This is a genomic window from Jannaschia sp. 2305UL9-9, from assembly GCF_041403465.1.
Taxonomy (GTDB): Bacteria; Pseudomonadota; Alphaproteobacteria; order Rhodobacterales; family Rhodobacteraceae; genus Jannaschia.
Genome location: NZ_JBGEHM010000001.1, coordinates 668,657 through 691,006, shown reverse-complemented (window position 1 = coordinate 691,006; position 22,350 = coordinate 668,657). Strand labels below are relative to the sequence as shown.

General features: G+C 66.2%; 10 protein-coding genes. 7 read left to right on the top strand and 3 right to left on the bottom strand.

Translation table 11 applies throughout. From position 1 onward, the window contains the following. Positions 1-78 precede the first annotated feature (78 nt). Genes iolG through V6N07_RS03360 form a run of 3 tightly spaced genes read left to right on the top strand, consistent with a single transcriptional unit; the run spans position 79 to position 2,516 of the window. The gene (gene iolG / locus V6N07_RS03370) at positions 79-1,086 is read left to right on the top strand and encodes an inositol 2-dehydrogenase (protein ID WP_371154049.1); all 1,008 of its coding nucleotides are present in this window, start codon (positions 79-81) and stop codon (positions 1,084-1,086) included. After that, on the top strand, positions 1,086-1,271 hold the full coding sequence (locus tag V6N07_RS03365; protein ID WP_371154047.1) for a hypothetical protein: 186 nt from the start codon (positions 1,086-1,088) through the stop codon (positions 1,269-1,271). The genes iolG and V6N07_RS03365 overlap by 1 nt, the downstream gene beginning before the upstream one ends. Before the next feature lie 60 nt (positions 1,272-1,331). Further along, positions 1,332-2,516, top strand: a complete 1,185-nt coding sequence (locus V6N07_RS03360) for a polysaccharide pyruvyl transferase family protein (protein WP_371154045.1) — start codon at positions 1,332-1,334, stop codon at positions 2,514-2,516. On the opposite strand, the gene V6N07_RS03355 is transcribed toward V6N07_RS03360, so the two are convergent. Beyond that, positions 2,494-4,146: a hypothetical protein gene (locus V6N07_RS03355; RefSeq protein WP_371154044.1), complete on the bottom strand. Its 1,653-nt coding sequence runs from the start codon at positions 4,144-4,146 to the stop codon at positions 2,494-2,496. The two genes, V6N07_RS03360 and V6N07_RS03355, sit on opposite strands and share 23 nt — an antisense overlap. Before the next feature lie 70 nt (positions 4,147-4,216). Between V6N07_RS03355 and V6N07_RS03350 the strand changes: the two genes are divergently transcribed. From V6N07_RS03350 to V6N07_RS03335, 4 genes are all read left to right on the top strand, one after another. Beyond that, positions 4,217-5,635, top strand: a complete 1,419-nt coding sequence (locus V6N07_RS03350) for a hypothetical protein (protein ID WP_371154043.1) — start codon at positions 4,217-4,219, stop codon at positions 5,633-5,635. Between the two features lie 209 nt (positions 5,636-5,844). After that, positions 5,845-8,052 carry a GumC family protein gene (locus tag V6N07_RS03345; RefSeq protein ID WP_371154042.1) on the top strand — a complete coding sequence of 736 codons (2,208 nt, stop codon included), beginning with the start codon at positions 5,845-5,847 and terminating at the stop codon, positions 8,050-8,052. After that, a complete protein-coding gene (locus V6N07_RS03340; RefSeq protein ID WP_371154040.1) occupies positions 8,039-9,211 on the top strand; it encodes a glycosyltransferase in 1,173 nt (390 codons plus the stop codon). The genes V6N07_RS03345 and V6N07_RS03340 overlap by 14 nt, the downstream gene beginning before the upstream one ends. Then, complete coding sequence (locus tag V6N07_RS03335; RefSeq protein ID WP_371154039.1) at positions 9,208-9,927, top strand: 4'-phosphopantetheinyl transferase superfamily protein; 720 nt, start codon at positions 9,208-9,210, stop codon at positions 9,925-9,927. Before V6N07_RS03340 ends, V6N07_RS03335 begins: the two co-directional genes overlap by 4 nt. Here V6N07_RS03335 and V6N07_RS03330 read toward each other — a convergent pair. After that, a complete protein-coding gene (locus tag V6N07_RS03330; protein ID WP_371154038.1) occupies positions 9,914-12,652 on the bottom strand; it encodes a condensation domain-containing protein in 2,739 nt (912 codons plus the stop codon). The genes V6N07_RS03335 and V6N07_RS03330 overlap by 14 nt on opposite strands. Beyond that, positions 12,649-22,206, bottom strand: coding sequence for an amino acid adenylation domain-containing protein (locus tag V6N07_RS03325; RefSeq protein WP_371154037.1), 9,558 nt, complete (start codon positions 22,204-22,206; stop codon positions 12,649-12,651). The genes V6N07_RS03330 and V6N07_RS03325 overlap by 4 nt, the downstream gene beginning before the upstream one ends. Positions 22,207-22,350: the final 144 nt, after the last annotated feature.

Genomic DNA, 22,350 nt, shown 5'->3' with positions numbered 1-22,350 from the left:
GTTCGGGGGCGCCAAGACCTATGGCATCCCGCAAATGCTTGTCGTAAGCGTATTGCAACCGGTTGCAGGGAGGCATTCATGACCGTCAGATTCGGAGTTCTGGGCGCGGGCCGCATCGGCCAAGTTCACGCCCGCGCCATTGCCGCGACGCCCGGCGCGGCGCTGATTGCGATCGCCGATCCGGTTGCCGCAGCGGCAGAGGCGGCACAAGCCGCGTTCGGGGGGGACATCCGCGACATCGACACCATCCTGTCGTCCGATGATGTGGATGCCATCGTGATCTGCACCCCGACCGATACCCACGCCGACTTGATTGAACGGGGCGCGCGGGCGGGGAAGGCGATCTTCTGCGAAAAGCCGATCGATCTCGATGTCGATCGTGTCGCGGCCTGTCTGAAGGTGGTCAGGGAAACCGACGCGACCCTCATGGTCGGGTTCAACCGCCGTTACGACCCGGATTTCATGGCACTGCGGGGGGTGATCGACGCCGGCACCCTTGGCCCCGTCGAAACCGTCACCATCACCAGCCGCGATCCCGGTCCCCCGCCGGGCAGCTATATCGAACGGTCGGGCGGGATGTTCCGCGACATGACCATCCACGATTTCGACGTCGCCCGCTGGATGCTGGGCGAGGAGGTCGAGAGCGTTTTCGCAACGGCCTCGAACCTCGTCGACCCCGAGATCGGGGCGCTTGGCGACGTGGATACCGCGACGCTGATCCTGCGCACGGCCAGCGGCAAGCAGGCCGTGATCATCAATTCCCGGCGGGCGGCATTTGGGTACGATCAACGGATCGAGGTCGCGGGCGCGCTCGGGGCCGCGTCGGCACAGAACCAGCATCTGGCCCGGATCGAGGTTGCAACGGCAGACGGCTTTACCCGGCCACCGTTGCAGGATTTCTTCATGACCCGCTACACCGCCGCCTATGCGGCCGAGATTGCCGAATTCGTTGCCGCCTTGTCCGAAGGTCGTGCACCCCGGACCAGCGGGCTCGACGGCCTGATGGCCCTGGCCCTGGCAGAGGCGGCGATGCGGTCGCTTGCGTCGGGCAGGGCCGTCGCGGTAGCCGATGTGGTCGGCGCCTGATGCTGGACGCGGATCATCCATTCTTCGCACAGGTCTGGCGGCGGTGGGCGGTCGTTGCCGTCTGCTTCGTCTGGTCCGGGTTCGAACTTTGGAACGGCGCAACGATCTGGGCGGCGGGTTTTGCGGCTTTGGGGGGCTATGCCCTCTGGGCCCTGATCATCAAGCCTTGGCGGGACGGGGCCTGACCGCCATTCTGTCGCCATGTTTCCCCCCGAAGAGGCGGGCAAGACGGAAGGGCGCAGCAGATGAAGATCACGCAGTTCGGCCTATGCTACAGCCCCAACCTCGGCGATGGGGTCATTGCCGAATGCCTTGCCCACGGATTGCGCATGCGCGAACCTTCGGCCGAAATCACGCATGTCGACCTGTCGGGCCGGCAGGCCTTCGGGGCCGTGACGATCGCCAACCGTGAAACGATCCTTGCCATCGTCGACCGGCTGCCCCTTTGGCTGCGACAGCGTTTGGCCCTTTGGAAACTGAACCATGTCGTGGACGGTGTCGAGGCCGATTGGCGAAAGGCGGCGCAGTGCGATCTGGCCGTGATCGGCGGCGGTCAGATCCTGTCGGATGCCAATCTCAACTTTCCGATCAAGGTCAGTCGCGCGGCGCGCCTGCTGTCCGAGACACGGGCACCGACGGCAATCTATGCCGTCGGCGTATCGCGGAACTGGACGCACCGGGGTGCTGCGCTTTTCGGTGATCTGCTGGGCACCGACCTGCGGCTTGTGGGGCCGCGCGACAACGCTTCGGCCGCTGCAATCACCGTCCAGCTGCCGGGCGCGCCCGAGGCGGAGGTGATCGCAGATCCGGGGCTGCTGGCCGCGGAATGCTATGGCCCGCAGGTGTCGGAAGCCGACCTCATCGGCGTTTGCGTGACGGATTTCACACTGCTCGGTCACCACGCGGACAGCGCGATTGCGGGGCAGGCGATTGGTGGCGCCCGGTTCTATTGCGATCTTGTCCGGGCCTTGCGCGCGCGGGGGCACCGTGTGCGGCTGTTCAGCAATGGCGCCGCCGAGGACCGTGACCTGCGACGGCGCGTGGCCGCGCAGGTTGCGGATGACGCGGGCGTCGACGTGCCGCCCGACGCGGAACGCCCTGCGACTCTCGTGGCACAGATTGCAGGCTGTTCCGCCGTCGTTGCGCATCGCCTGCACGCCTGCATCGTGGCGCATTCCTACGGGCGCGCAATTGTCGGGCTGGGGTGGGATCGCAAGCTGCAGTCCTTCTTCGAAGGTGTCGGGCTGTCGGCCAATTTCACCGGGGATCCGTCGATCGACGCGGATGGCATCGCGATACTTGTCGAGGGCGCGCTGACCGATATCGGCATGTTGCAGGCGATGGAGGGTCAGTCGCCGCCCGCCGTGGCCGATGCCTGGGCCGGGATTGATCGCCTGCTGGCCTGTGTCAGGGTGCGCTCCGAAGGGTGAAGCGATAGGCGGTCACATCGCCGGTCGCGGTCTTGCCGGGGCCGACGGCAATTTCCAGCACGTCGCCCGCGCGAAGGGACAGATCGTCGATCGACTGCGTATAGGCGCCCGTCACGTCGCGGTCGGTGATCGTATCACCCGCCAAGGTGACGGTCAGGCTGACGCCATCAAGGCTTCGCTCGGCCGGGCGCAGCATCAGGTCAAGGGACGCGACCATGTCGCGGTCGGCCGTGTATCTGTGCAGGATCTCTTCGGCAAATGCTTCGGTTCCGGCGGGCAGCAGGCTTCGTGACATCAGCCGCAGGTTCGGATTGCTCGCCACCCCGAGGTAGGGCGTCCACGGGACGCCGGGGCGATCCTGCCCGGGGCGGGTGGTCAGGGGCTGCGTTCCGTTCGGGGATCGGCCCAGACGGTCAAAGCCCGACGTCTCGTGCCAGCCGTCCTCCGGGTATGTGAAATCCAGAAACGTATCAGCCACAACATGATGCGGGCCGAACTTGATGTCGTTCCCGACGTCCAGATCGGATTTTCTGACGAGGATCGGATCGGTTTCGGAAAGGGTGAAGGGGGCCGTCAGAACCTGACCCGATGCGCGCGTGACCTGTGCTTCCCCTGCCACGCGGAGGGGGCGTTCGGCCCCCCAGACCACGAGGTGATCATCACCGAAAAGGCAGGCGGTGGTCTGGCGATCCGGCGACAAGTCGCGAACGGGCAGACCCGCCAGCCGCGATTGCAGGCGCAGGAAGGTCTTGCCCGTCGCCGTAACCGCCCCGTCCCGCGTCAGCAGGGGGACATATCCATCGCCGCGCGGGTGCAGCGGATACCACACGAGGCGACGGACCCCCGACAGGGCGGACTTGCACATCGCGCGCAACATAAGGCCCGGCGCGGCCGCGGCATCCTGTGTTCCGAACTCCGTCAATTCGATCGGCATGGTTTCAAGGCCGGGCAGGCGGCGCATGACGGCAATCTGACGGTCGAGCATGTCGATCGGCGTGTCGTAGGGGTGCAGGGCGATGGCATCCATGCGGTCGAAGAGACCCGCATCGCCCAGCAGGGCAAGATAGCCCGTGGGGATGGAATGCACGCCGCCGCCGATGATCCGCACATCGGGGCGCGCGGCGCGAACCTGTTCGGCCACGCTGTCGAACAGGGCGACATAGGCATCGGCGCGCGCCTTCAGACCCGCGTCCCGCAAGGGCCCCGAGACGAAGTTCGCGCTGTTGAACTCGTTCCCGATCTCGACCCCGTCAATCGCCGGAAACCGGGAAACGGTGCGCGCGGCATGGCGGCCAAAGGCGGCGACCGCGTCCGCGCCAAGCGGGGTCGCGCCATCTTCGTACAAGGGGTTACCGTTGTTGACGGTCAGCGACATCCCGGCACCGAATTGGTCCAACCGATCAGGGTAGCGCGCGGTCTGTCCACGAAAGCGGGCGCGCCCGTCCGCCCCTTCGACGTCGGCCCAGTAGACGGCATCCCGAAAATCGCGAATTCCGGCCCGGGTCGCGGCCTCCAGCAGGCCGCGAGGAACGCCCTGACCGAAATTCGACGCCACACCAAGGGTCGGCGCGCGCAGGTCCTGCGCGGATGCCATGCCGGTGCATAGCAGGATGGCGAAAATCCAACGCATGGCGATCCCCTCGACCGTGATCTCGTGAAAACACTTGACCCGCGGGGGCGATCTAAGGCCACCCCTGCCCATGCAATTCTTTCCGACCTCGCTCCTGATTGTCGCGGCGCTGGCCATCCTGATCACCAAGGGGCCACGGCGCGCCTTCTGGGCGTTCATGGTGCTGACGCCGCTGGCGGCGACGGCTGCGTTCAACTTGCCTGCAGTCGGGGGCGCATCGATCCTGTTGGCGGATGTCGCCGCGATGGCAATTTTTGCGTTGATCCTGTTTCGGCCACAGGGGCTTTCGATGTTGCTGGGCACGGTCAAGGTCGGGCAGCCGGGCTTCTGGCTGCTGTTGCTGACGATCTTCGCCGTCGTCGCGACGCTGATCTTTCCCACGCTGTTCCGCGGCGAAACGATGGTTTTCGGCGTGGCGCGCGACGGAAACGAGAACGGTATCGTGTCTTCGCCCCTTCGGCCGTCGACGGGGAACCTGACGCAATTGTTCCGTCATTTCCTTGGGATATGCGTCTTTCTTGCCGCCGCCACGCTGTTCCGGTTGCAACCCGATTCACGGCCCGCATTGTTCGCCGTGTCGGTGGCGACCATCCTGAACGTCATCCTCGGGTGGTTGGATGTCGCGACCTATGCCGCAGGCCTCAGCGCGTTGCTGGAGCCGATCCGGACCGCCAATTACGCCATCCTCTACGACGTGCGGATGGTCGGGCTGAAGCGGATGATCGGTGGTTTCCCCGAGGCGAGCAGTTTCGGGTATTATTCGCTCGGGCTGTTCGGTTTCTGGCTTCACTACTGGTTGAACCGGCGGGGCGACCGGCTGGGCGCGGTGATGGTGGCGCTGACCGCGATCTGCGTTCTGCGCGCGACATCCTCAGCGGCCTATGTGGGCATTGTCGCGTTCCTCGGGCTTTATGGCCTGTCCCTCATCGTCAGCAGTCTTGGGGGGCAGGTCACGCGTCGCGGCGCGCGGATTGCCGGGATGGCCGCGGTCGGCGTCTGGTCGGGCGCGGTCGCCATATTCGCGGCCTACGAGGTCGTGGAGCCGATCCAGGCATTCCTCGACAGGGCCCTGTTCAACAAGCTCGAGGGCGACTCGGGCGTCGAAAGGTTCAGCTGGAACGCGCAGGCCCTGACGAATTTCCGCGACACTTGGGGGCTTGGCGCGGGGCTGGGCAGTGTGCGCGCATCCAGTTGGCCGATTGCGGTTCTGGCCAGCCTCGGGATCGTCGGGGGCGTCTGCTACGCCTTGTTCCTTTTCTCGCTTCTGTTCGGGGCGGGGGCCTGGCGGCGGGACCTGCCGGACATGGTCGTCGCAGACAGCGCACGCGTCGGCTGTATCGCGTTCCTCGTGTCGGCGGTTCTGACAACGGCGACACCGGATCTGGGCCTGACGTTCTATGCCTTCGCCGGCATCGCGGCCGGCCTGTCGCGTGGGCGCATCCTGCAACGCCAAAGTGCGATGACGACCAAACCGGGGGCCGCCGCCTGACACGAACGACGTGAAACGGTCTTTTCCGAATTCCGTGCCAATACCGCCGGTTTTTTCATGTATCGGACGGGGTGTGGACCCGACCGGAGATATTTCGTATTTCCGGACAAGTTTTGCCTTTTTCAAGGGCTAGCCCTTTGGAACCGTGTCGTCCGGGGCCACATGACTGCCGAGCGCCACATCATCGAGGAACCCAAGGGTTGAGCCGAATGACCCATGACGTCAGCGATCAGAGCGGGCCCGCACGCGGGCTCGGCGCGCTTCGGCCCAATGCCGAAGAGCTGTTTGACGGTATCGACCCGAACGAAGTCATCCGCGGTATCTGGCAGGGGCGGTATATCATCCTGCTGTTCGCGTTTCTCGGGGCGGCCCTCGCCGCGATCATCGTATCTCAGATCACGCCGACCTACGCGTCGATGGCGAAGATCCTCCTCGACCCGCGGGAGCGCAGCTTCGTCAGTCAGGATCAGGTCGTTTCGGACCTGCGCCTGAACGATGAGGTCGTCGCCTCCGAAATATCGATCCTCTATTCCAATGTCCTTCTCGGAGAGGTCGCGCGCGAGATCAATGCGTCCCGCCCGGACCTTCTCGAGGAACTCGCGCCCACAACATCCGAACCGTCGCTTCTGTCGCGCATGGCAGGTGCCATCGGTCTTGGCGGCGAGGAGCCCCTGTCCCCCGAGGAGGAGGAACAGGCCTTCACCGACCGGCTGGACGGCCTCGTGTGGATCCTGCGGCAGGCCATCGATGTCTGGCGGGACGGCGATGCCTATATAATCTCGGTCCGGGCCGAGACGGAGAACCCGGTCCTGTCGGCGCTGATCGCGGAGACGGTGGTGTCCAAGTACATCGAGCAGCAGCTCGAGGGACGGCGCCAGACAGCAAATCAGGCCACCGCCCAGATCGAGGAACGCGTCGCCGCCCTGCGCGAACAGGTGCAGGCCGCCGAAGCGGCGGTCGAGGATTACCGCGACGAGACCATTCGGGAGAATGGAAGCAGCATCGAGATCCTTGCCCAGCGGCTTCTGGATCTGAACGCGGAGCTGGTGCAGGCCCGTATCGAACGCGGTGCCGCCGAAGCACGATATTCCGAGATGCAGCGCGCCATGACCGACGGCGGGATCGACGCGTTGTCGACGATGGTGACATCCGAGACGATCAACGACCTGACGAACCGTCGGTTGGAACTGCAGGCTTCGGATGCCGAATGGGCCGAACGGTTCGATGAAACGAACCCGGAGCGTCGCCGCATCCTTGGCCGGATCGCCGAGGTCGATCGTGCCTTGGCCGTCGAAATGGCCCGCGCGCTGGATGCGCAGCGAAACGAATGGCAGGTCGCCGTCGTTCGGGAGCGGACGATGCAGGAGGCCTTGGCCGACGTCGAAGCACGCTATCAGGAGGCGTCGCGCAGCGCGATCGGCTTGCGCCAGCTGGAGCGGGAGACCGAAGCGGTTCGCGACGTCTACAAGGAATTGCTGACCCGCGTCGCCCAGACCCGTACCCAGCAATCCTTTCAGGTGGCAGACGCCCGCGTGATCGAACGCGCGACCGTTCCCGGGTCGCCATCGGCGCCGCGCCCCAAACTGGTGACGATGCTGGGTCTGATCGTGGGTGCGGGCCTCGGCTTTGCGATTGTCCTGCTGCGCCGCCTTACCTCCCGGACGTTCCGGGACCTTGGGGAACTGGAACGCCTGAGCGGACAGCAGGTCGTCTCCGTCATGCCGGAGCAGCGGTGGAAGCGGACGGCACAGGCGCTCAAGGAACTGGGCGCGAACCCGATGGGCGCCACGGCGGAAAGCGTCCGTGCCCTGCGCAACCACCTCAACAGCGGGGCGCAGCGGTCCATGACCCGGTCGGTCAGCCTGCTGTCCCCCATGAGCGGTGACGGCAAGACCACCGCGACCCTTCTGCTGGCCTGTCTGGCCGAAAAGGCCGACGAGATGGTCGTCGTCGTCGATCTGGACCTGCGGCAGGATACCCTGTCCAAGGAATTGGGGCTGGGCCGTCGTCCGGGGGCAAGCGATGTGATGGCGGGCGAGGTGTCGCTTGATCAGGCGATCGTCAGTCTGGACGACTACGGCATCGATATCCTGACGGCCGGGGAAATCGGGGTGACCATCGCGGACGAGTTGCGCGTCGATACCATTCGCACGCTGCTCGATGATCTCAAGGAAACCTATGATCTGGTCCTCGTGAACAGCCCGGCGATGTTGCAGGTGCCGGACGCGACCCTGATCGCCAAGGCCGTCGATCAATGCGTGCTGCTCGTGCGCTACGACAGCACGCCGCGGTCCGCGGTCAAACGCTGTGTCGGGATCCTGCGGGCGCAGCGTGCCCCGCTCGAAGGGCTCGTGATGACCCGTGCCGATGCAGAGGCGATGCAGGACGGCTACCTCTACAGTTATGGCTATGCCTGAGGGTCGCGCGCCACGGGTGGCGATCATTCACTACTGGCTTACGGGCATGCGGGGCGGGGAAAAGGTTCTGGAATCCCTTTGCCGGATGTTTCCGCAGGCCGACATCTTTACCCATGTGGCGGATCCTCCGGCCCTGTCGGACACCCTGCGCAGGCACCGCATCACCGAGACGTTCATCGGCCGACTGCCTGCCGCCAAGCGTCTGTATCAGGCCTATCTGCCACTGATGCCGCGTGCCTTGGAAGGCGTGGACCTGACCGGCTATGACCTTGTGATTTCGTCCGAGGCGGGACCGGCCAAGGGGGTGATCGTACCGCCGGATGCGTTCCACCTGTGCTATTGTCACAGCCCGATGCGCTATCTCTGGGATCAGTATCACGTCTATCGCGATGGCACGGGGCCGGTGCAACGGGCCGCGATGTCGGTCTTTGCCCATGGCCTGCGGCAGTGGGACGTCACCTCTGCTGCGCGGGTCGATGCCTTTGCCGCGAACTCTCATCATGTTGCCGACCGTATCCGCAAGTATTGGCGGCGCGAGGCGTCGGTCGTCCACCCGCCTGTCGCGGTCGAGGATTTCGCCCCGGTCGCGCCCGATCAGGTCGGCAACGGGTATCTGTGGGCCGGAGAGCTTGCGCCCTACAAACGCCCCGACATCGCGATCGAGGCGTTCAACCGTCTTGGCCTGCCGCTGACCGTGATCGGCGGTCCGGAAAAGACCCGCGCCCGATTGGCCGAAACGGCCAGCGACAACATCACCTTTCTCGGCAAAACCTCGTTCGATGTGCTGCGCGATCATCTGGCCCGCTGTCGCGCCTTGATCTTTCCGGGGGAGGAGGATTTCGGCATCGTCCCGGTCGAGGCCATGGCCTCCGGTCGTCCGGTGATTGCCTATGGGCGCGGTGGCGCGCTGGACACGGTGATCGACGGGCAGACGGGATTGTTGTTCCCGGATCAGTCGGTCGATGACCTGATCGCGGCGGTTCGACGGTTCGAGGATGCGCGCCTGCATGAGGTCGAGGCAAGCCGCCTCGTGGCGCATGCCGCCGGCTTCGCCGAAACCGCGTTTCAACGCGGTATCATGGCCGAACTGCCCGAAGGTCTGCGCCATGCCGTCGCCGCGGACGTGCGTGACCGGATCGCGGGGTCGGTGGCGGCGTGAGGCCCGCCGACCCGATCGTTCTGTATCTCTGGCACCTTTCCGGGGTGGCCCCGTCCGATCTGACCGCTTTCGATGCCTGTCTGTCGGCCGAGGAACGAGCACGCGCCGACAGGTTTGTCCGTGCGGCGGATGGGCTGTCCTATCGCGTGGGGCGGGGGCGCATGCGCCAGATCCTTGCGCGGTGGGTTGGTGGCACGCCCGAGGTCCTGCGGTTTCGGACTGGCAGGATGGGCAAACCGTATCTGGAACGCGGCCCGATGTTCAACCTCAGCCATTCCGGCGGCTTGGCCTGCCTCGCCGTTCACCCGGATCGTCGTCTTGGCGTGGATATCGAGATGCCCCGCCCGGTCGAGGAGGGCGTCGCGCGGCGGTTCTTTTCCCCGCGCGAACATGCCGATCTGTCCAGCCTTTCCCCCGATGACTGGCAGGACGCTTTTTTCCGGTGCTGGACCCGGAAGGAGGCCGTGGTCAAGGCCACCGGGATCGGTATGGGCGCAAGGTTGGACGCCTTTGACGTGACGCTTCTGCCATCCGTATGCCCGCAGGTGACCCGCATGGATACGGGCGACACCCCCGCCTGGCAGCTGACCCACCTCGATATTCAGGCGCAGGACGGGCGCCGATGGTCGGGTGCGGTCGCCGTTCCGGACCCGAAGGGCCCCATGCCAGTCGAGATCGCGGAGCAGCCCGAAGACCTTCGGATCACTTGCGCCTGATGGGCCTGTCGATTCCGGCGTCTCGCAGGAAATCGTTCAGCGTCGTCGAGAAGGCATCCATACCGATCCGGGTGCTTTTCGACACGTAGACGCGCGGGATGCTCACCGTCGTCAGCGCCCCGGATACCACCACATCCTCCCATCCGATCGACGGTTTCCAGTTCGCCCCGCTCGGCGTTGCATTCGTGACGACATGCAGAACGGGAAAGGTGACGGGCGCGGGACGATACCGATCGCGTGCCCTCGACATGGCGGAGACGAAGCGTTCCTGCCCTTCCTCCAGGTCCGTGCGCCGTGCATGCCTGATCAGGCGCAGAGCGTGCAAGGCGCGCAGGATACCGGTCCGGTGGAAGATGCCGTAACTGCCCAGCAGGGCAGCGGTCGACAGCTCGCCCCCCCGCCAATCGCGCAGACGCACCTTCAGCATGTGCCTGCGATCCAACCGGCGCAGGGCGCGGTCTTCGTGAATGGCTGCGGCAAATTCCGGCTCCCACACGTCCTTCATGGCAACGGCGACCTTGGCGCCATCTGCCTGAAGCAATCGGGCCGTTTCCAGCGCAAGGTTGCCATGAACGCAGTTGCCATACAGAAGGTAGGGGCCCTCGGGCTGCAGACTCCGCACCTGCGTTTCGTAATGCCTTGCCACGTCGACGAAATCTGCATCTTCGGGCAGCTCCATTTCCGGCATGCGCACGCAGGACACGGGTCGGTCCTGATCCGGCAATGTCGACAGGGCCAGCGCGGTCGCGGCGTTGTTGATCGCGATGAACGGCTGTCCCGTGCCCTCGCGACGCAGGCGCAGAAGGCCGGGGTCGGACGCAGGCGTCGCGGTCTGCCCCCGGCGATCGGCTACGAGGCGGGCGAAATCCTGCAGGACGGGTGTCTCGTACAGTTCCGCCAGATCGATGCTGACGCCCCAACGGTCGCGCAGCCGGCCCAGCAGGCGCAGGACCAACAGGGAATGCCCCCCCATGTCGAAGAAATGCGCGGTTCCCGGCATGTCGGGCGCCTGTAACAGATCGCTCCAGTCCTGCCGAACCTGTGTCAGCGTTTCGCGCGCCGTGGTATCGTCGGGGGCCGACGCGCTGCGCGTTCGTGGCACGCGAAGGACGCTGCGGTTCGGCGCGCCGGTCGATGTCCTTGGCAGGGCTGCCAGAACGCTCAGCCCGGTAACCGTTCCGGGGGGCAAATCCGCCATGATCGCCGCAGGCAAAGATTCCAGCGGAAAGGCCCCGGTGTCCTTCGGGATGACGAAACCGTAGACACCGGCGCCATCGACGACGGCGACCGCCTCCTGAACCTGCGGATGCGCCGACAGGGCGCGTTCTGCTCCGGCCAGTGCCGCATCATGCCTTGCGTCATCGACTCGTGCGGTGCCCCGCACCTTGCCGCTTAGGGGAATGGCGGACAGCGGCGTCTCGGGCGCGTGAAAGGCGGTCGCAAAGCTGGCGACGAAGGTGTCGACGATCGCCTGGGCCGTCTCGGCGGTGAACAATTCCTCGGCGTATTCCAGCGTGATGCGCCAGCCCGTGGGCCGTTCCATCACCGCCATGTCGAGATCATAGAGCGCGCCGGGCGCATGGCTGGGCACCGACTTCATCGCCACGTCGCCATAGGTCCGCGTTTCCATGAAAACGCTTTGCAGGTTGAAGTTGATCGAAATCAGCGGCGTGCGCGACGGATCGCGCGGGGGGTTCAACGCCTCGACCAGTCGGTTGAACGGCAGGCTCTGATGGACCAGCGCGCCTTCGACCACGGGCTTGGCCGAGGCGACATGTTGCGACAGGGTTGCGTCGGGGTCGGCGGCAAAGCGCAGCACCAGATTGTTGATGAAGACGCCGATCAGCGGCTCCAGTTCCTCCTCCAACCGGCCCGCGATCTGGGTTCCGAAAAGGACGTCACGCCCGCCGGTCACCCGGTGCAGCGCGGCGGAGAATACCGCACATCCCAGCGCGAACTTGGACAGGCCCATCGATTGCGCGGTGGCTGACAGGCGGTCGCCGAACCCGTCGGGAAGGTCGGCATTCACATGTGCGACGCGACCATCCTTGCGGGCCGGGCGCGGCATGTCCGATGGGACCTCGAAATAGGCCGCATCGGCAAGCCGTGTCCGCCAGTAAGTCAGATCGTCTTCGATGACGCCGCTGGCGAAATACTCCTGCTGCCACAGCGCATAGTCGCCGTATTGCAGAGCCAGATCATCCTGGTCCTCGCCCGTCAGCGCCGCGCCGAGGTCGCGGCCAAGCACCCTGATCGAGAACCCGTCGAAACAGCTTTGGTGCACGACATAGCACAGGATCGCGCGGTCGCCCGACAGTCGGATCAGCGTGGCGCGGATCAGGCCGGGTTGCGACAGGTCGAACGGGGCGGCGGCCGTCTCGCGCGCGATGGCGTCCACGCGCGCCTCCTGATCGGCCGCGGGAACAGGGCGCAGATCGACGGTGCCCAACTGAAATGGCGCGGTTGCATGAACCCTCTGCACTGGGCCACCATCCGTTTCGGCAAAGGACGTGCGCAGGATCTCGTGCCGCGCGATCACCTTGCGAAAGGCATCCTCCAGATCGGCACTGGCGACGGGGCCGTCCAGTTGCCAGCGCACGGCAACGTTCAGGACGGTCGTGCCGGGCATCGCCTGATCGATGATCCAGCATCGGGTCTGTGACGCGCTCAGCGGGAATTCGGCCAGAATTTCGGGCAGGGGGGCGGATGACGGCGTCATGGTCATGCCGCCCCACCGGTTGCGCGCCGCCGCGCACCATTTCGAAATGCGCTCAGCTTCGGACGGGCCGGCGTCGGCGTATCGCCCCGCGCATCATGGAACGCCGCAAGGGCGCGGATGGAAGGATGTTCGAACAAATGCCGGGCCTCCAACTCCAGCCCCTCGGCCAATTGGCGCGCAGCCAGTCTGAAGATCGTCAGGCTGTCTGCCCCGAGATCCAGAAGGGTCGCGGTGACATCGCCCATATCGCGGCCCAGAACATCCGCCCAGATCGCCGCAAGGCGGTGTTCGGTGGGCGTTTGCGCCGGTGCGGCTGCCGCGACGGTCAGCGCGGGCGCCTCCGGCTGAGGCAGGGCCTTGCGGTCGAGTTTGCCGTTGGCCGTCTGCGGCAGCGCAGGCAGGCTCACCCACGCCGTCGGGATCATGTAATCGGGCAGATCGGCGGACAGTGCGCGCATCAGGGTCGGGGCGTCGATAGTGTCGCCAACGACATAGCCGACCAACTGCGGGTCGCCGTTCGCCCGCTGTCGCAGATCGACGGCGGCCTGACCGATCGCGGGTTGGGCGCGCAGTGCGGCCTCCACCTCACCCAGATCGATGCGGAACCCGCGCAGTTTGACCTGGCCGTCACGGCGCCCCAACAGCGTGATCCGGCCGTCGGCCAGCCGCCGTGCCATGTCACCCGTCGCATAAAGACGACGCGGCTGTCCGCCCAGCGAAACCTGCCGGAACGCATTTGCGGTCCGATCGGGCTGTCCGGCGTAGCCAAGGGCAAGGCCCGCACCGCCGATGTTCAGTTCGCCGACCACGCCGGGGGCGGTCGGTTGCCCGTTTGCATCCAGAACATGCAGTTCCGTGTGCGCGACCGGGTCGCCCAAGGTGATGGGGGCATCCGGCTCTACCCGCGCGACCGACGACCAGATCGTCGTCTCGGTCGGACCATAGAGGTTCCAGACCTCGGCCCCGTCCTTCGTCAGCCTGTCCGCCAGATCGCGGGCCAGAGGCTCCCCCCCGGTCCAGACACGGAACGGCGCGGCGGGGCCGAACCCCGCCTCGGTCAGGATGGACCACAGGGTCGGCGTGGCCTGCATGACGGTGATGTCGCCCGCCGCAAGGCGCGCGGCCAGTTTGAAACCGTCGACGACATCTTCGGCAGGGGCCACCACAACCGTGCCGCCGGCAAGGACCGGGCCGAACAGTTCGAGGATCGAGATATCGAACATCGCCGTCGTCACGGCCAACAGGCGATCATCGGCAGACAGCCCCGGCGTTCCGATCATAGAGGTCAGAAGGTTGACAAGCGCCCCATGCGGAACCTCGACCCCCTTTGGCGTGCCCGTGGACCCGGAGGTATAGATCACATAGGCCGGATCGCTGGCCGCGACATGAACGTCCTGCGGCGTTCCCGCGACCACCTCTGCTGGCGTCAGGCACGGCAACGTGAACCGGTCCAGATCATTGGCCACGATCAGGCGCGGCTGCGCATCGCTCAGGATCTTTTGCAGCCGGGCGTCCGGTTGACGCGGATCCAGAGGCACGAAAACCGCGCCCGCACGAAGGGTTCCCAACAGGGCCGGGACAAGGTCGACACCACGGGCAAGGTTGATCGCCACCCGGTCGCCACGCGTGACGCCGTGGCGTTGCAGTGCGGCGGCGAACGCGCCGCTGCGATCCCACAGCTGCGCATGGGTCAGGTTGCCATCGCTCGCTTCGATCGCCGTCCCGGTGCCGCGCGCCCTTGCAACATTGCCAAGGCAGGCAGGCAGGGGTGTCAGGTCTGCGCCATCTTTCGCGGGTGTCGTATCGGCGGAAACCATCGGCAGCCGTGCGATGGACGCCTCCGGCGTTGCGGCCATGGCGCGCAACAGACCCTCATAGCTGTGCACCCAGGCCGCGATGGTGGCGGCGTCGAACAGATCGCTTGCGTAATGTGTTTCGATCCGCAGGCCATCCTCGGTCGACACGAGGTTGAAGAACAGATCGAAGGTGACGGCGGCCTTCGCATTCGTTTCGAAGGACGCGGCAAGGGGGGCGGGCCAGCCCAGATCGCCCGGTTCCTCCAGGTTGAATTCCACCTCGGTCAGGGGCAGGCGGTCGAGACGTCGCGGAACCTGTGCGACGTCGAGGATTTCGCCGAATGTCAGGCCATCGTGGTCCAGCGCGGCGAAGACGGCGTCGCGCACGGTTTTCAGGTGATCGGTTACCGGCGCCTCCGGGTTTGCCGTGCTGCGGATCGGCAGGAAATTGACGCAATGGCCGACAAGGTTGCCGGGGGCGGCGGCCTGTTGTGCGGCTGTGGGCACGCCGATCACGATATCGGTCGCACCCGACAGCCGATGAATCAATGTCTGCATCGCCGCAAAGGTGGCCGTGAACAGGGTGCAGCCGTGCTTTGCGCCCACCTTCTTGACGGCGTCGACCACATCACGCGGAATCTCGTGGATCAGGGTCGCGCCGGGCCGATCCGCCTGCAGGTGACGCGGGCGGTCGGTCGGCAGGTCGGGCAGATCGGGCGCATCCGCGAAACGATCCTTCCAGAACGCCGCATGTGACGCGTCGCTTTCTGGGGGGCGTTGTGCGTGGCTGGCAAAGCTGGGTGCGGGCGGCAGGTCGGCCGTATCACCCGAAACTTCGGCCGCATAAAGCGCGGCGAGGTCATCGAGGATCAGGCCGAAGGACCAGCCGTCGAGCACGATATGGTGCGCGGTCACGACAAGGGCATGATGCTCCGCCCCCGTTCTGAACAGACGCAGGCGGATCGGTGCGTCCTGCGTCAGATCGAAAGGCCGGCGCGCATCTTCGGCCAGGATCGCATCCATTTCGTCGGTCGAGACGTCCTCGACCAGCAGATCGACCGGGGCCGCGTCATCGACCGTGAAAGACGCCCCGTCCCGCGCAAAGCGCAGGCGCAGGGCATCACGACGGGCAAGCGTCTGATCGATCGCCCGGCGCAGCGCATCCACATCCAGCGGCCCCTGCAACGTAAGCGTGCCGCTTTCGTTGAACGCGGCCGCAGCGAGGCCGCCCAACTGATGCCTCATCCAGATTTCCCGCTGACTCGCCGTCAGGGGCACCGGGCCGGCCACGGATCTGGTGACGGGGCCAGTGGCCACCTCGGCAAGGATGCCGACCGACAGCAACGTATCGAGCGCCTGCTCGAATGCAGCCACGACCCGGTCGACTTCGGCGGGCCCGTGTTCCGTCGTCAGGAACCAGCAGAAGCCGTCCATCACGTGCACACCCTGCAGACGCATCAGCGGATAGAGCAAGGTCGCCCGTGGATCCGCCTCTGTCAGGTCGACGACCAACCATGAGGAGTAATCCTCGATCACATCCGGCAGGCCGCGGTCGGACAGCGCGGCGCGCATGCGCTTCGCCATGTCGGACAGCAGTTTCGGCGTTTCGACCCAAAGCCGATCACCGTGCTGTGCCATGTGGTCGAGCGTCGCCTCGACACCCGCCAGCACGAGGGGGTGGCGCACGAAGGTGCCCGCAACGAAGGTCGGCATCGCCTCGGGGCGGCTGTCGTCCCCGAACGACCAGCTTCCGCCATCGAGGGCATCCATGTATTTCGCGTCACCGGCAACGACGCCGATGGGAAGACCCCCGCCGACCACCTTGCCATAGATCGCCATGTCACCCTGGAGCCCCCAGACGCCCTGCATCCCTCGGGCGTGGGTGCGAAAGCCTGTGACGACCTCGTCTATGATCAGGGCCGTGTGAACGTCGTCCGTTATCGCCTTGATATCGCGCACGAACTGTTCCGGGCGCGTGGCGGGATAGCGGCTGCGCACCGGTTCGATGACAACGGCGGCAAGGTCGTCGATATTGGCGCTGATATACTCCAGCGCCTCATCGCTGGCAAAGGGCAGGACGACGACATTGCCAAGGGCCCCGCGTGGAATGCCGGGGGCAGACGGCAGGGCCGTCGGCGCGCCCATGCCCGGTTTGACCAGCACCTCGTCATGCTGTCCGTGATAGGACTTGTCGAACAGGACGACCTTTTCCCGCCCCGATGCCGTGCGGGCTGCGCGAACGGCGGCGATGACCGCTTCGGTCCCCGTGTTGCAGAAGCTGACGCGTTCGTGCCCGACGGCCTTGGCGAACTTTTCGGCAAGGGGGCCTGCGCGTTCGGCTTGCGGGCCCAGCGCATAGCCCTTTTCCAACTGAGCCGCCACGGCGTCCGAGACGAAGGACGGCGCATGGCCGAACGCCGTCTGGCCGAACCCGTTGACGAGGTCGACCAGATCGTTGCCGTCCGGGTCATGGATATAGGCGCCCTTCGCGCGCTCCGCGACGATCGGAAAGGCCATCTCCTTCCAGTCGACGTGGAACCCGGCGGCGGTGCGCGGGTCGGCCAGAACGGGACGATACCTGTCGGTATAGGATTTGCTGCTTGGGAACTTGGCCGAATACCTGGCCGCAAGATCCCGTGCAAAGGCCTTCTGCGGATCGGTCAGCTCGGCGGTGGAGATCATCTTGATACGCCGACCCGAGGATGGCTTGGCGGCCGGGGCCGCTGCGGCTTCCGGAACCGTGGTCGGTGCCATCGATGGCGAAACGGCCGGGGCCGGGGGCGGCGTGACGGGTGCGATGGTCTGCGCCGGCGCAGTTGCCTGACCGCCCATCGCCGAAAGTTGCTGCGCGAACATCGCCTGCATCGCGGCCAGCTGCGCCTGTACGACCGCCCCCATGTCGCCGGATGCGACGGGCGTTGAACCCGCCGGGGCCGGGGGCGTCGCCATCGGTGCGGGTTCAGCCGCCGCCACGGCGGTCGGGGCAACCGTCACAGCGGGGGCGGCGGGTCCAGGGGCCGCGGAGGGGTTCTCGCTCAGGATATGGGCGGCGAGGGCCTCGGGCGTGCCGAGGTCCGACGTCAGGCGACGGAAGCCGAACTGCACCTTGAAGGTGCGCCCGATCTCTTGCGTCAACTGCCCTAGGAAGAGGGAGTCGAGGCCGAGTTCGAGGAATGAAACCTCCGCATCCTCGGGCGTCAGCTCCATCCCCGACATCTCGGACACGATGTCCAGAAGTTGCGGAAGGACGGTCGGTTTGGCAGCGGGGGATTCGGTCATGGGGGCACCTGTAATTGCAGGAGAAATCGGGGGGAGCGCCTGGCGGGGGCTGGCATCGATCCAGCACCTCTGCCGCGCAAACGGGTAGGATGGCAGAGAGGTCTTGCGCGCCCCTTCCGGCACACCGGCCGAAAGCGTCACGGGCAGACCCGCCTGCCACATGCGCAGGGTCGTCGTGGCGATCAGATCGGCCGCGCGGTCGGCTTGCGACGGGTCGGGTAGCGACGATTGCGCATCGCGATACTGATCCGTGGACAGGCATTGCGCCGTCAGGGCGGTCAAGGTGCGGCCCGGTCCGATTTCCAGCATCACGGGCGGCGCGCCCCGATCGGCCAGTTCGGACAGGGCAGCCCGGAAATCCACGCAGGCGCGTGCCTGCCGACCCCAATAGGTCGCATCGGTCGCCTGTTCCGCCGACAATTCGCGCCCCGTGACGGTCGAAAGGATCGGCCTGTCGGGTGCCTGCAAGGGGATCTCGCGGGCCAGATCGGTCAGGGATGCGATGACGGGGTCCATCATGCGCGAATGAAACGCATGAGAGGATCGCAGGCGCCGGAACGACACGCCGGCCTGTGTCAGGACGGTTTCGAAGTGATCGAGGGCCGAGGTCGGACCGGCCACCACCTGTTGTTCCGGCCCATTGCGCGCGGCAAGGTCGATATCGCCGGGCATCAGGTCCGCCAGTTCTCCGACCGTCGCGGAAACGGCGGTCATGCCGCCTGCGGCTTGCGCCTGCATCAGGTCACCGCGTCGCGATACGAAGCGGAGGGCATCGGCGAAGGCCATCACACCGGTCAGGACCGCGGCCGCGATTTCCCCGACCGAATGGCCGATATACAGATCCGGCGTCAGGCCGCGCGCGCGCCACATCCGGGCGGTTGCGACCTCTGTCAACAGCAACGCCGGCTGCGCGTTCCGTGTCTGGGCAAGGGTTGCGGCGTCGGCCTCGAAATCGGCGGGATCCTCCAGCAACAGGCGGCGAAGACGCGCTGCCTGCTCGGATGGCAGATGTGCCAATCCGGCGTCCATTTCCCGCCGGAAGGTCGCGTCCGTCCGGTAAGGCACCGCCGCCATTCCCGGATATTGAGCACCTTGCCCGGGCATCAGGCCCACAAGGGGGACGGAACCGTCCGACGCAACCGATGTCTTGCGCATCCGGCGCAGGCCCGCGACCGCCTCGGGCAGGTTGCGCGCCACGACGCCGCCTCGGTAGGACCAGACGCGACGCCCGGTCTGCAACGTGTGGGCCACATCCGGCAGGGGCACATCCTGCCGTTCCAGCCGGTCGGCCAGTTCGTTTGCCATCGCGGTCAGCCCCTCGGGCGTCTTGGCCGAAAGCGGCAGGATCAGGGGCGCATCGGTCGTGGGTGTCACGTCGCGCGCGGGCGCCTCTTCCAGAACCACATGCGCATTGCTGCCGCCGACGCCAAAGGCGCTGACCCCGGCGCGCCGGGGACCGTCGGACTGCCAGTCCGTTAGGGTGGTCGGCACCTCGAACCCGGCCTCACCCAGATCGATACGCGGGTTCAGGGTGCGGTGATGGGCCACCGGCGGGATCTTTGCATGGCGCAGCACAAGCACCGCCTTGATGAAGCCTGCGATGCCCGCAGCCGCATCCAGATGCCCGAGGTTGCCTTTGACGGCCCCCAAAGCGCGTTGCCCGGTGGCAGGACCGAAGGCCTGTTTGAGGCCCGCGATTTCGACCGGATCGCCCAGCGGTGTCGCGGTGCCGTGGCATTCCACATATCCGATGTCGGACGGTGTCAGGCCGGCGTCATGGATGGCTTCGGCAATCGCCTCGGCCTGTCCGGTGACCGACGGGGCGGTGTAGGACATGCCGCGCCCGCCATCGTTCGATTGCCCAAGACCTCGGACGACGGCGTGGATCGTATCGCCATCGGCCAAGGCATCGCTCAGCCGTTTGAGGACGACGATCCCGGCGCCGTCGCCGAAAACCGTGCCGTTCGCCTCGGCGTCGAAGGGGCGGCAGGTGCCATCCAGACTGACCATGCCGCCTTCCTGGGCGAGATAGCCGCGACGCTGCGGGAAGGTGATCGACACGCCGCCCGCCAGCGCGGCACCGATGCGTCCGGCACGCAGTGCCTCGCAGGCTTGGATCACCGCGACGAGGCCCGTCGAACAGGCGGTCGTCACAGACATCGCCGGGCCGGTCAGCCCGAGCTTTTGCGCGGTGCGGGCAGGAATGTCATCGCCGACGTTGCCGGCAAGGTTCGTGTAGTCGATCTGAAACCCTGAGGTGAAACTGTCGACCCCGTCCGCATCCCGCAAAAGGTTGCGCAGCAGGTAGGTGGACATGGAAGATCCCGCAAAGACGCCAACGCGTCCTTCGGCGCGGGTGGGATCGAGGCCTGCATCGTCGAGGGCCTGCTGAGCGAGTTCGAGGAAGATGCGCCCCTGCGGGTCTAGACGCGCGGCTTCTGCGGGCAGCATGCCGAAGAATTTCGGATCGAACTGATCGACGTTGTCGAGGATTGCACGGGCCGGGACGTAATCACTCCGTGCGCGGGTCGCCGCGTCGAAATCATCCTCGATCGTGTCGGCGTCGAAACGGCTGATCGTGCTGCGCCCCTCGGTGATCACGCGCCAGAAATCTTCAAGGGTATCGATGCCGGGCAGGCGTGCGGCCATGCCCACGACGGCAATGTCGTGACGGTCGTCGCGACCGGATGTCTGCTGTGCGGCGGGCTTGGCGGCGCTGCCTGACAGGCGTGCGGCAAGGTCCGACAGGCGCGGCGTGTCGAACATCAACGCAATATCGAACCGCGTTCCAAGCATGGCTTCGATCTTTGCATGTGCCTCGATCAGTTGCAGGGACGTGCCGCCGAGGTCGAAAAAGCTGTCCGAGGGCGCGGGGGCCGGTCCGCCGAGAACGTCCTGCCAGATCGCGGCAATGATGGCCGCGTGATCCGTAGGATTCGTGCGCTTTTCAGGCGTGTTGGCCGGGGCAATTCGCGTGGCCAGGGCGCGGCGATCCACCTTGCCGTTCCGGGTCAGAGGAAAGTCATCGCATAGGACAAGGTCACGCGGAAAGACGTGGGGGTGAATGTCGAGCGTTTCATCCGCCATCAGGTTGGCCCGCAGGTCACTGGCCGTTGCCGTCCCGTCGACAGGGATGACAAACGCCACGAGGCGCGCATGACCGTCACCGGGGGGCAGTTCGACAATTGCATCGGTGATCGCCGGATGGGCACGCAAGGCGGCTTCGATCCCGTCCAGTTCCACCCGGCGCCCCGCGATCTTCGTCTGCCGGTCCATGCGGCCGTGAAAATGGAACACGCCGTCCGGCGTTCGGGATGCGACGTCCCCGGTCAGATAGACCAAACCGTCGCGCCCGGCCCGCGGATCGGGCACGAAGGCGGCATCGCTCAGGTCCGCGCGGTCGTGATAGCCCAAGGCGAGCCCCGAACCCGCAATGGCAAGCTGGCCCTTGGTCCCGACCGATGCCGGCTGTCCCTCGGGCGTCAGGACGAAGGCGTCTTCGCCGCGAAGGGGCCGGCCGATGGGCATGGACCCGGCGGTCAGATCGCCACGGGTGACGATGTGGGCAAGGCTGGCACAGCAGGTTTCGGTGGGGCCGAATTCATTGATGATGGTGATGTCGGGCCAACGGTCCATCAGCGCGCGGGCGCGGGGGATCGACATCGCCTCACCCCCGATGGCCAACATGCGCACCGGGGCAAAGGCCTCGGGCCGGCTGTCTATGATCAGGTGGATCAGCCCGGCATATCCCGGCACCACGGTGACCTGCGCGGACAGGATGACGTCAGCCACGGCCGAGGCCGAAACGGGCGACGCCGTGACGATGGCGACAGACGCGCCACGGAGGATCGGGGTCACGACCTCGGCGATCATGCCGTCGCACGCCAAGGTGGATGCATGAAGGACGATGTCACCGGGGCCCACGGCATGCGCGCCCGGGCCCGTCTCCAATGATGCGGCGGCCCGGTGCGGCAGGATGACACCCTTGGGCGTTCCCGTGCTGCCGGAGGTATAGAGAAGAAAGGCCCGGTCCGATGGGAGTCGCGGCGGCAGGTCGACGAGGGGAGCCTCCGCCCCGTCGGGGGTGAACACGGCGGCTTGCCCCCCGAGGGCGGTGGCAGCGGCTGCGTCGTCCTGCGCGCAGACGATGACATCGACACCCGCGTCGCGTCTTATGAACTCCAGACGTTCTGCGGCGTAATCCGGATCGAGTGGCACGACCACGCCGCCCGCGCCCAGAATGCCGAAAAGACCGATGACGGCATCGGCGGATCGACCGCCGAACAGGCCTATGGCCTGACCGGGCACGACGCCCCCCTCGACCAGACGTGCGGCAAGGTGCCGGGCCTGCGCATGGAGGGTTGCGTAGGTGATCTGCGTTTCGCCGATAATCAGTGCCACGCTTTCGGGACGATCCTCTGCCTGCGCGGCAAGGGACGTGAAAAGATCGCGGTTGGCGATGCGGTCCAACTGGGCCGCAGGCATGTGCGTGGCGATGGGATCGGTCGGGGTCCGAGGATCGCCGGGAACTGATCGGGATGTCGGATTCTGGGGGGCCGTCATCTGGGTACTCGCTTTGACACATACAATCACCACGTCGCACACCGGGGAAATGGGCGTCTTGTGGTG

What these genes read in the sequence shown, in the direction of transcription:
- V6N07_RS03355 (WP_371154044.1), bottom strand. Translation starts at nt 4,146, where the DNA reads ATGCGTTGGATTTTCGCCATCCTGCTATGCACCGGCATGGCATCCGCG.
- V6N07_RS03340 (WP_371154040.1), top strand. Translation starts at nt 8,039, where the DNA reads ATGGCTATGCCTGAGGGTCGCGCGCCACGGGTGGCGATCATTCACTAC.
- V6N07_RS03330 (WP_371154038.1), bottom strand. Translation starts at nt 12,652, where the DNA reads ATGACCATGACGCCGTCATCCGCCCCCCTGCCCGAAATTCTGGCCGAA.
- V6N07_RS03350 (WP_371154043.1), top strand. Translation starts at nt 4,217, where the DNA reads ATGCAATTCTTTCCGACCTCGCTCCTGATTGTCGCGGCGCTGGCCATC.
- V6N07_RS03365 (WP_371154047.1), top strand. Translation starts at nt 1,086, where the DNA reads ATGCTGGACGCGGATCATCCATTCTTCGCACAGGTCTGGCGGCGGTGG.
- iolG (WP_371154049.1), top strand. Translation starts at nt 79, where the DNA reads ATGACCGTCAGATTCGGAGTTCTGGGCGCGGGCCGCATCGGCCAAGTT.
- V6N07_RS03360 (WP_371154045.1), top strand. Translation starts at nt 1,332, where the DNA reads ATGAAGATCACGCAGTTCGGCCTATGCTACAGCCCCAACCTCGGCGAT.
- V6N07_RS03325 (WP_371154037.1), bottom strand. Translation starts at nt 22,206, where the DNA reads ATGCCTGCGGCCCAGTTGGACCGCATCGCCAACCGCGATCTTTTCACG.
- V6N07_RS03345 (WP_371154042.1), top strand. Translation starts at nt 5,845, where the DNA reads ATGACCCATGACGTCAGCGATCAGAGCGGGCCCGCACGCGGGCTCGGC.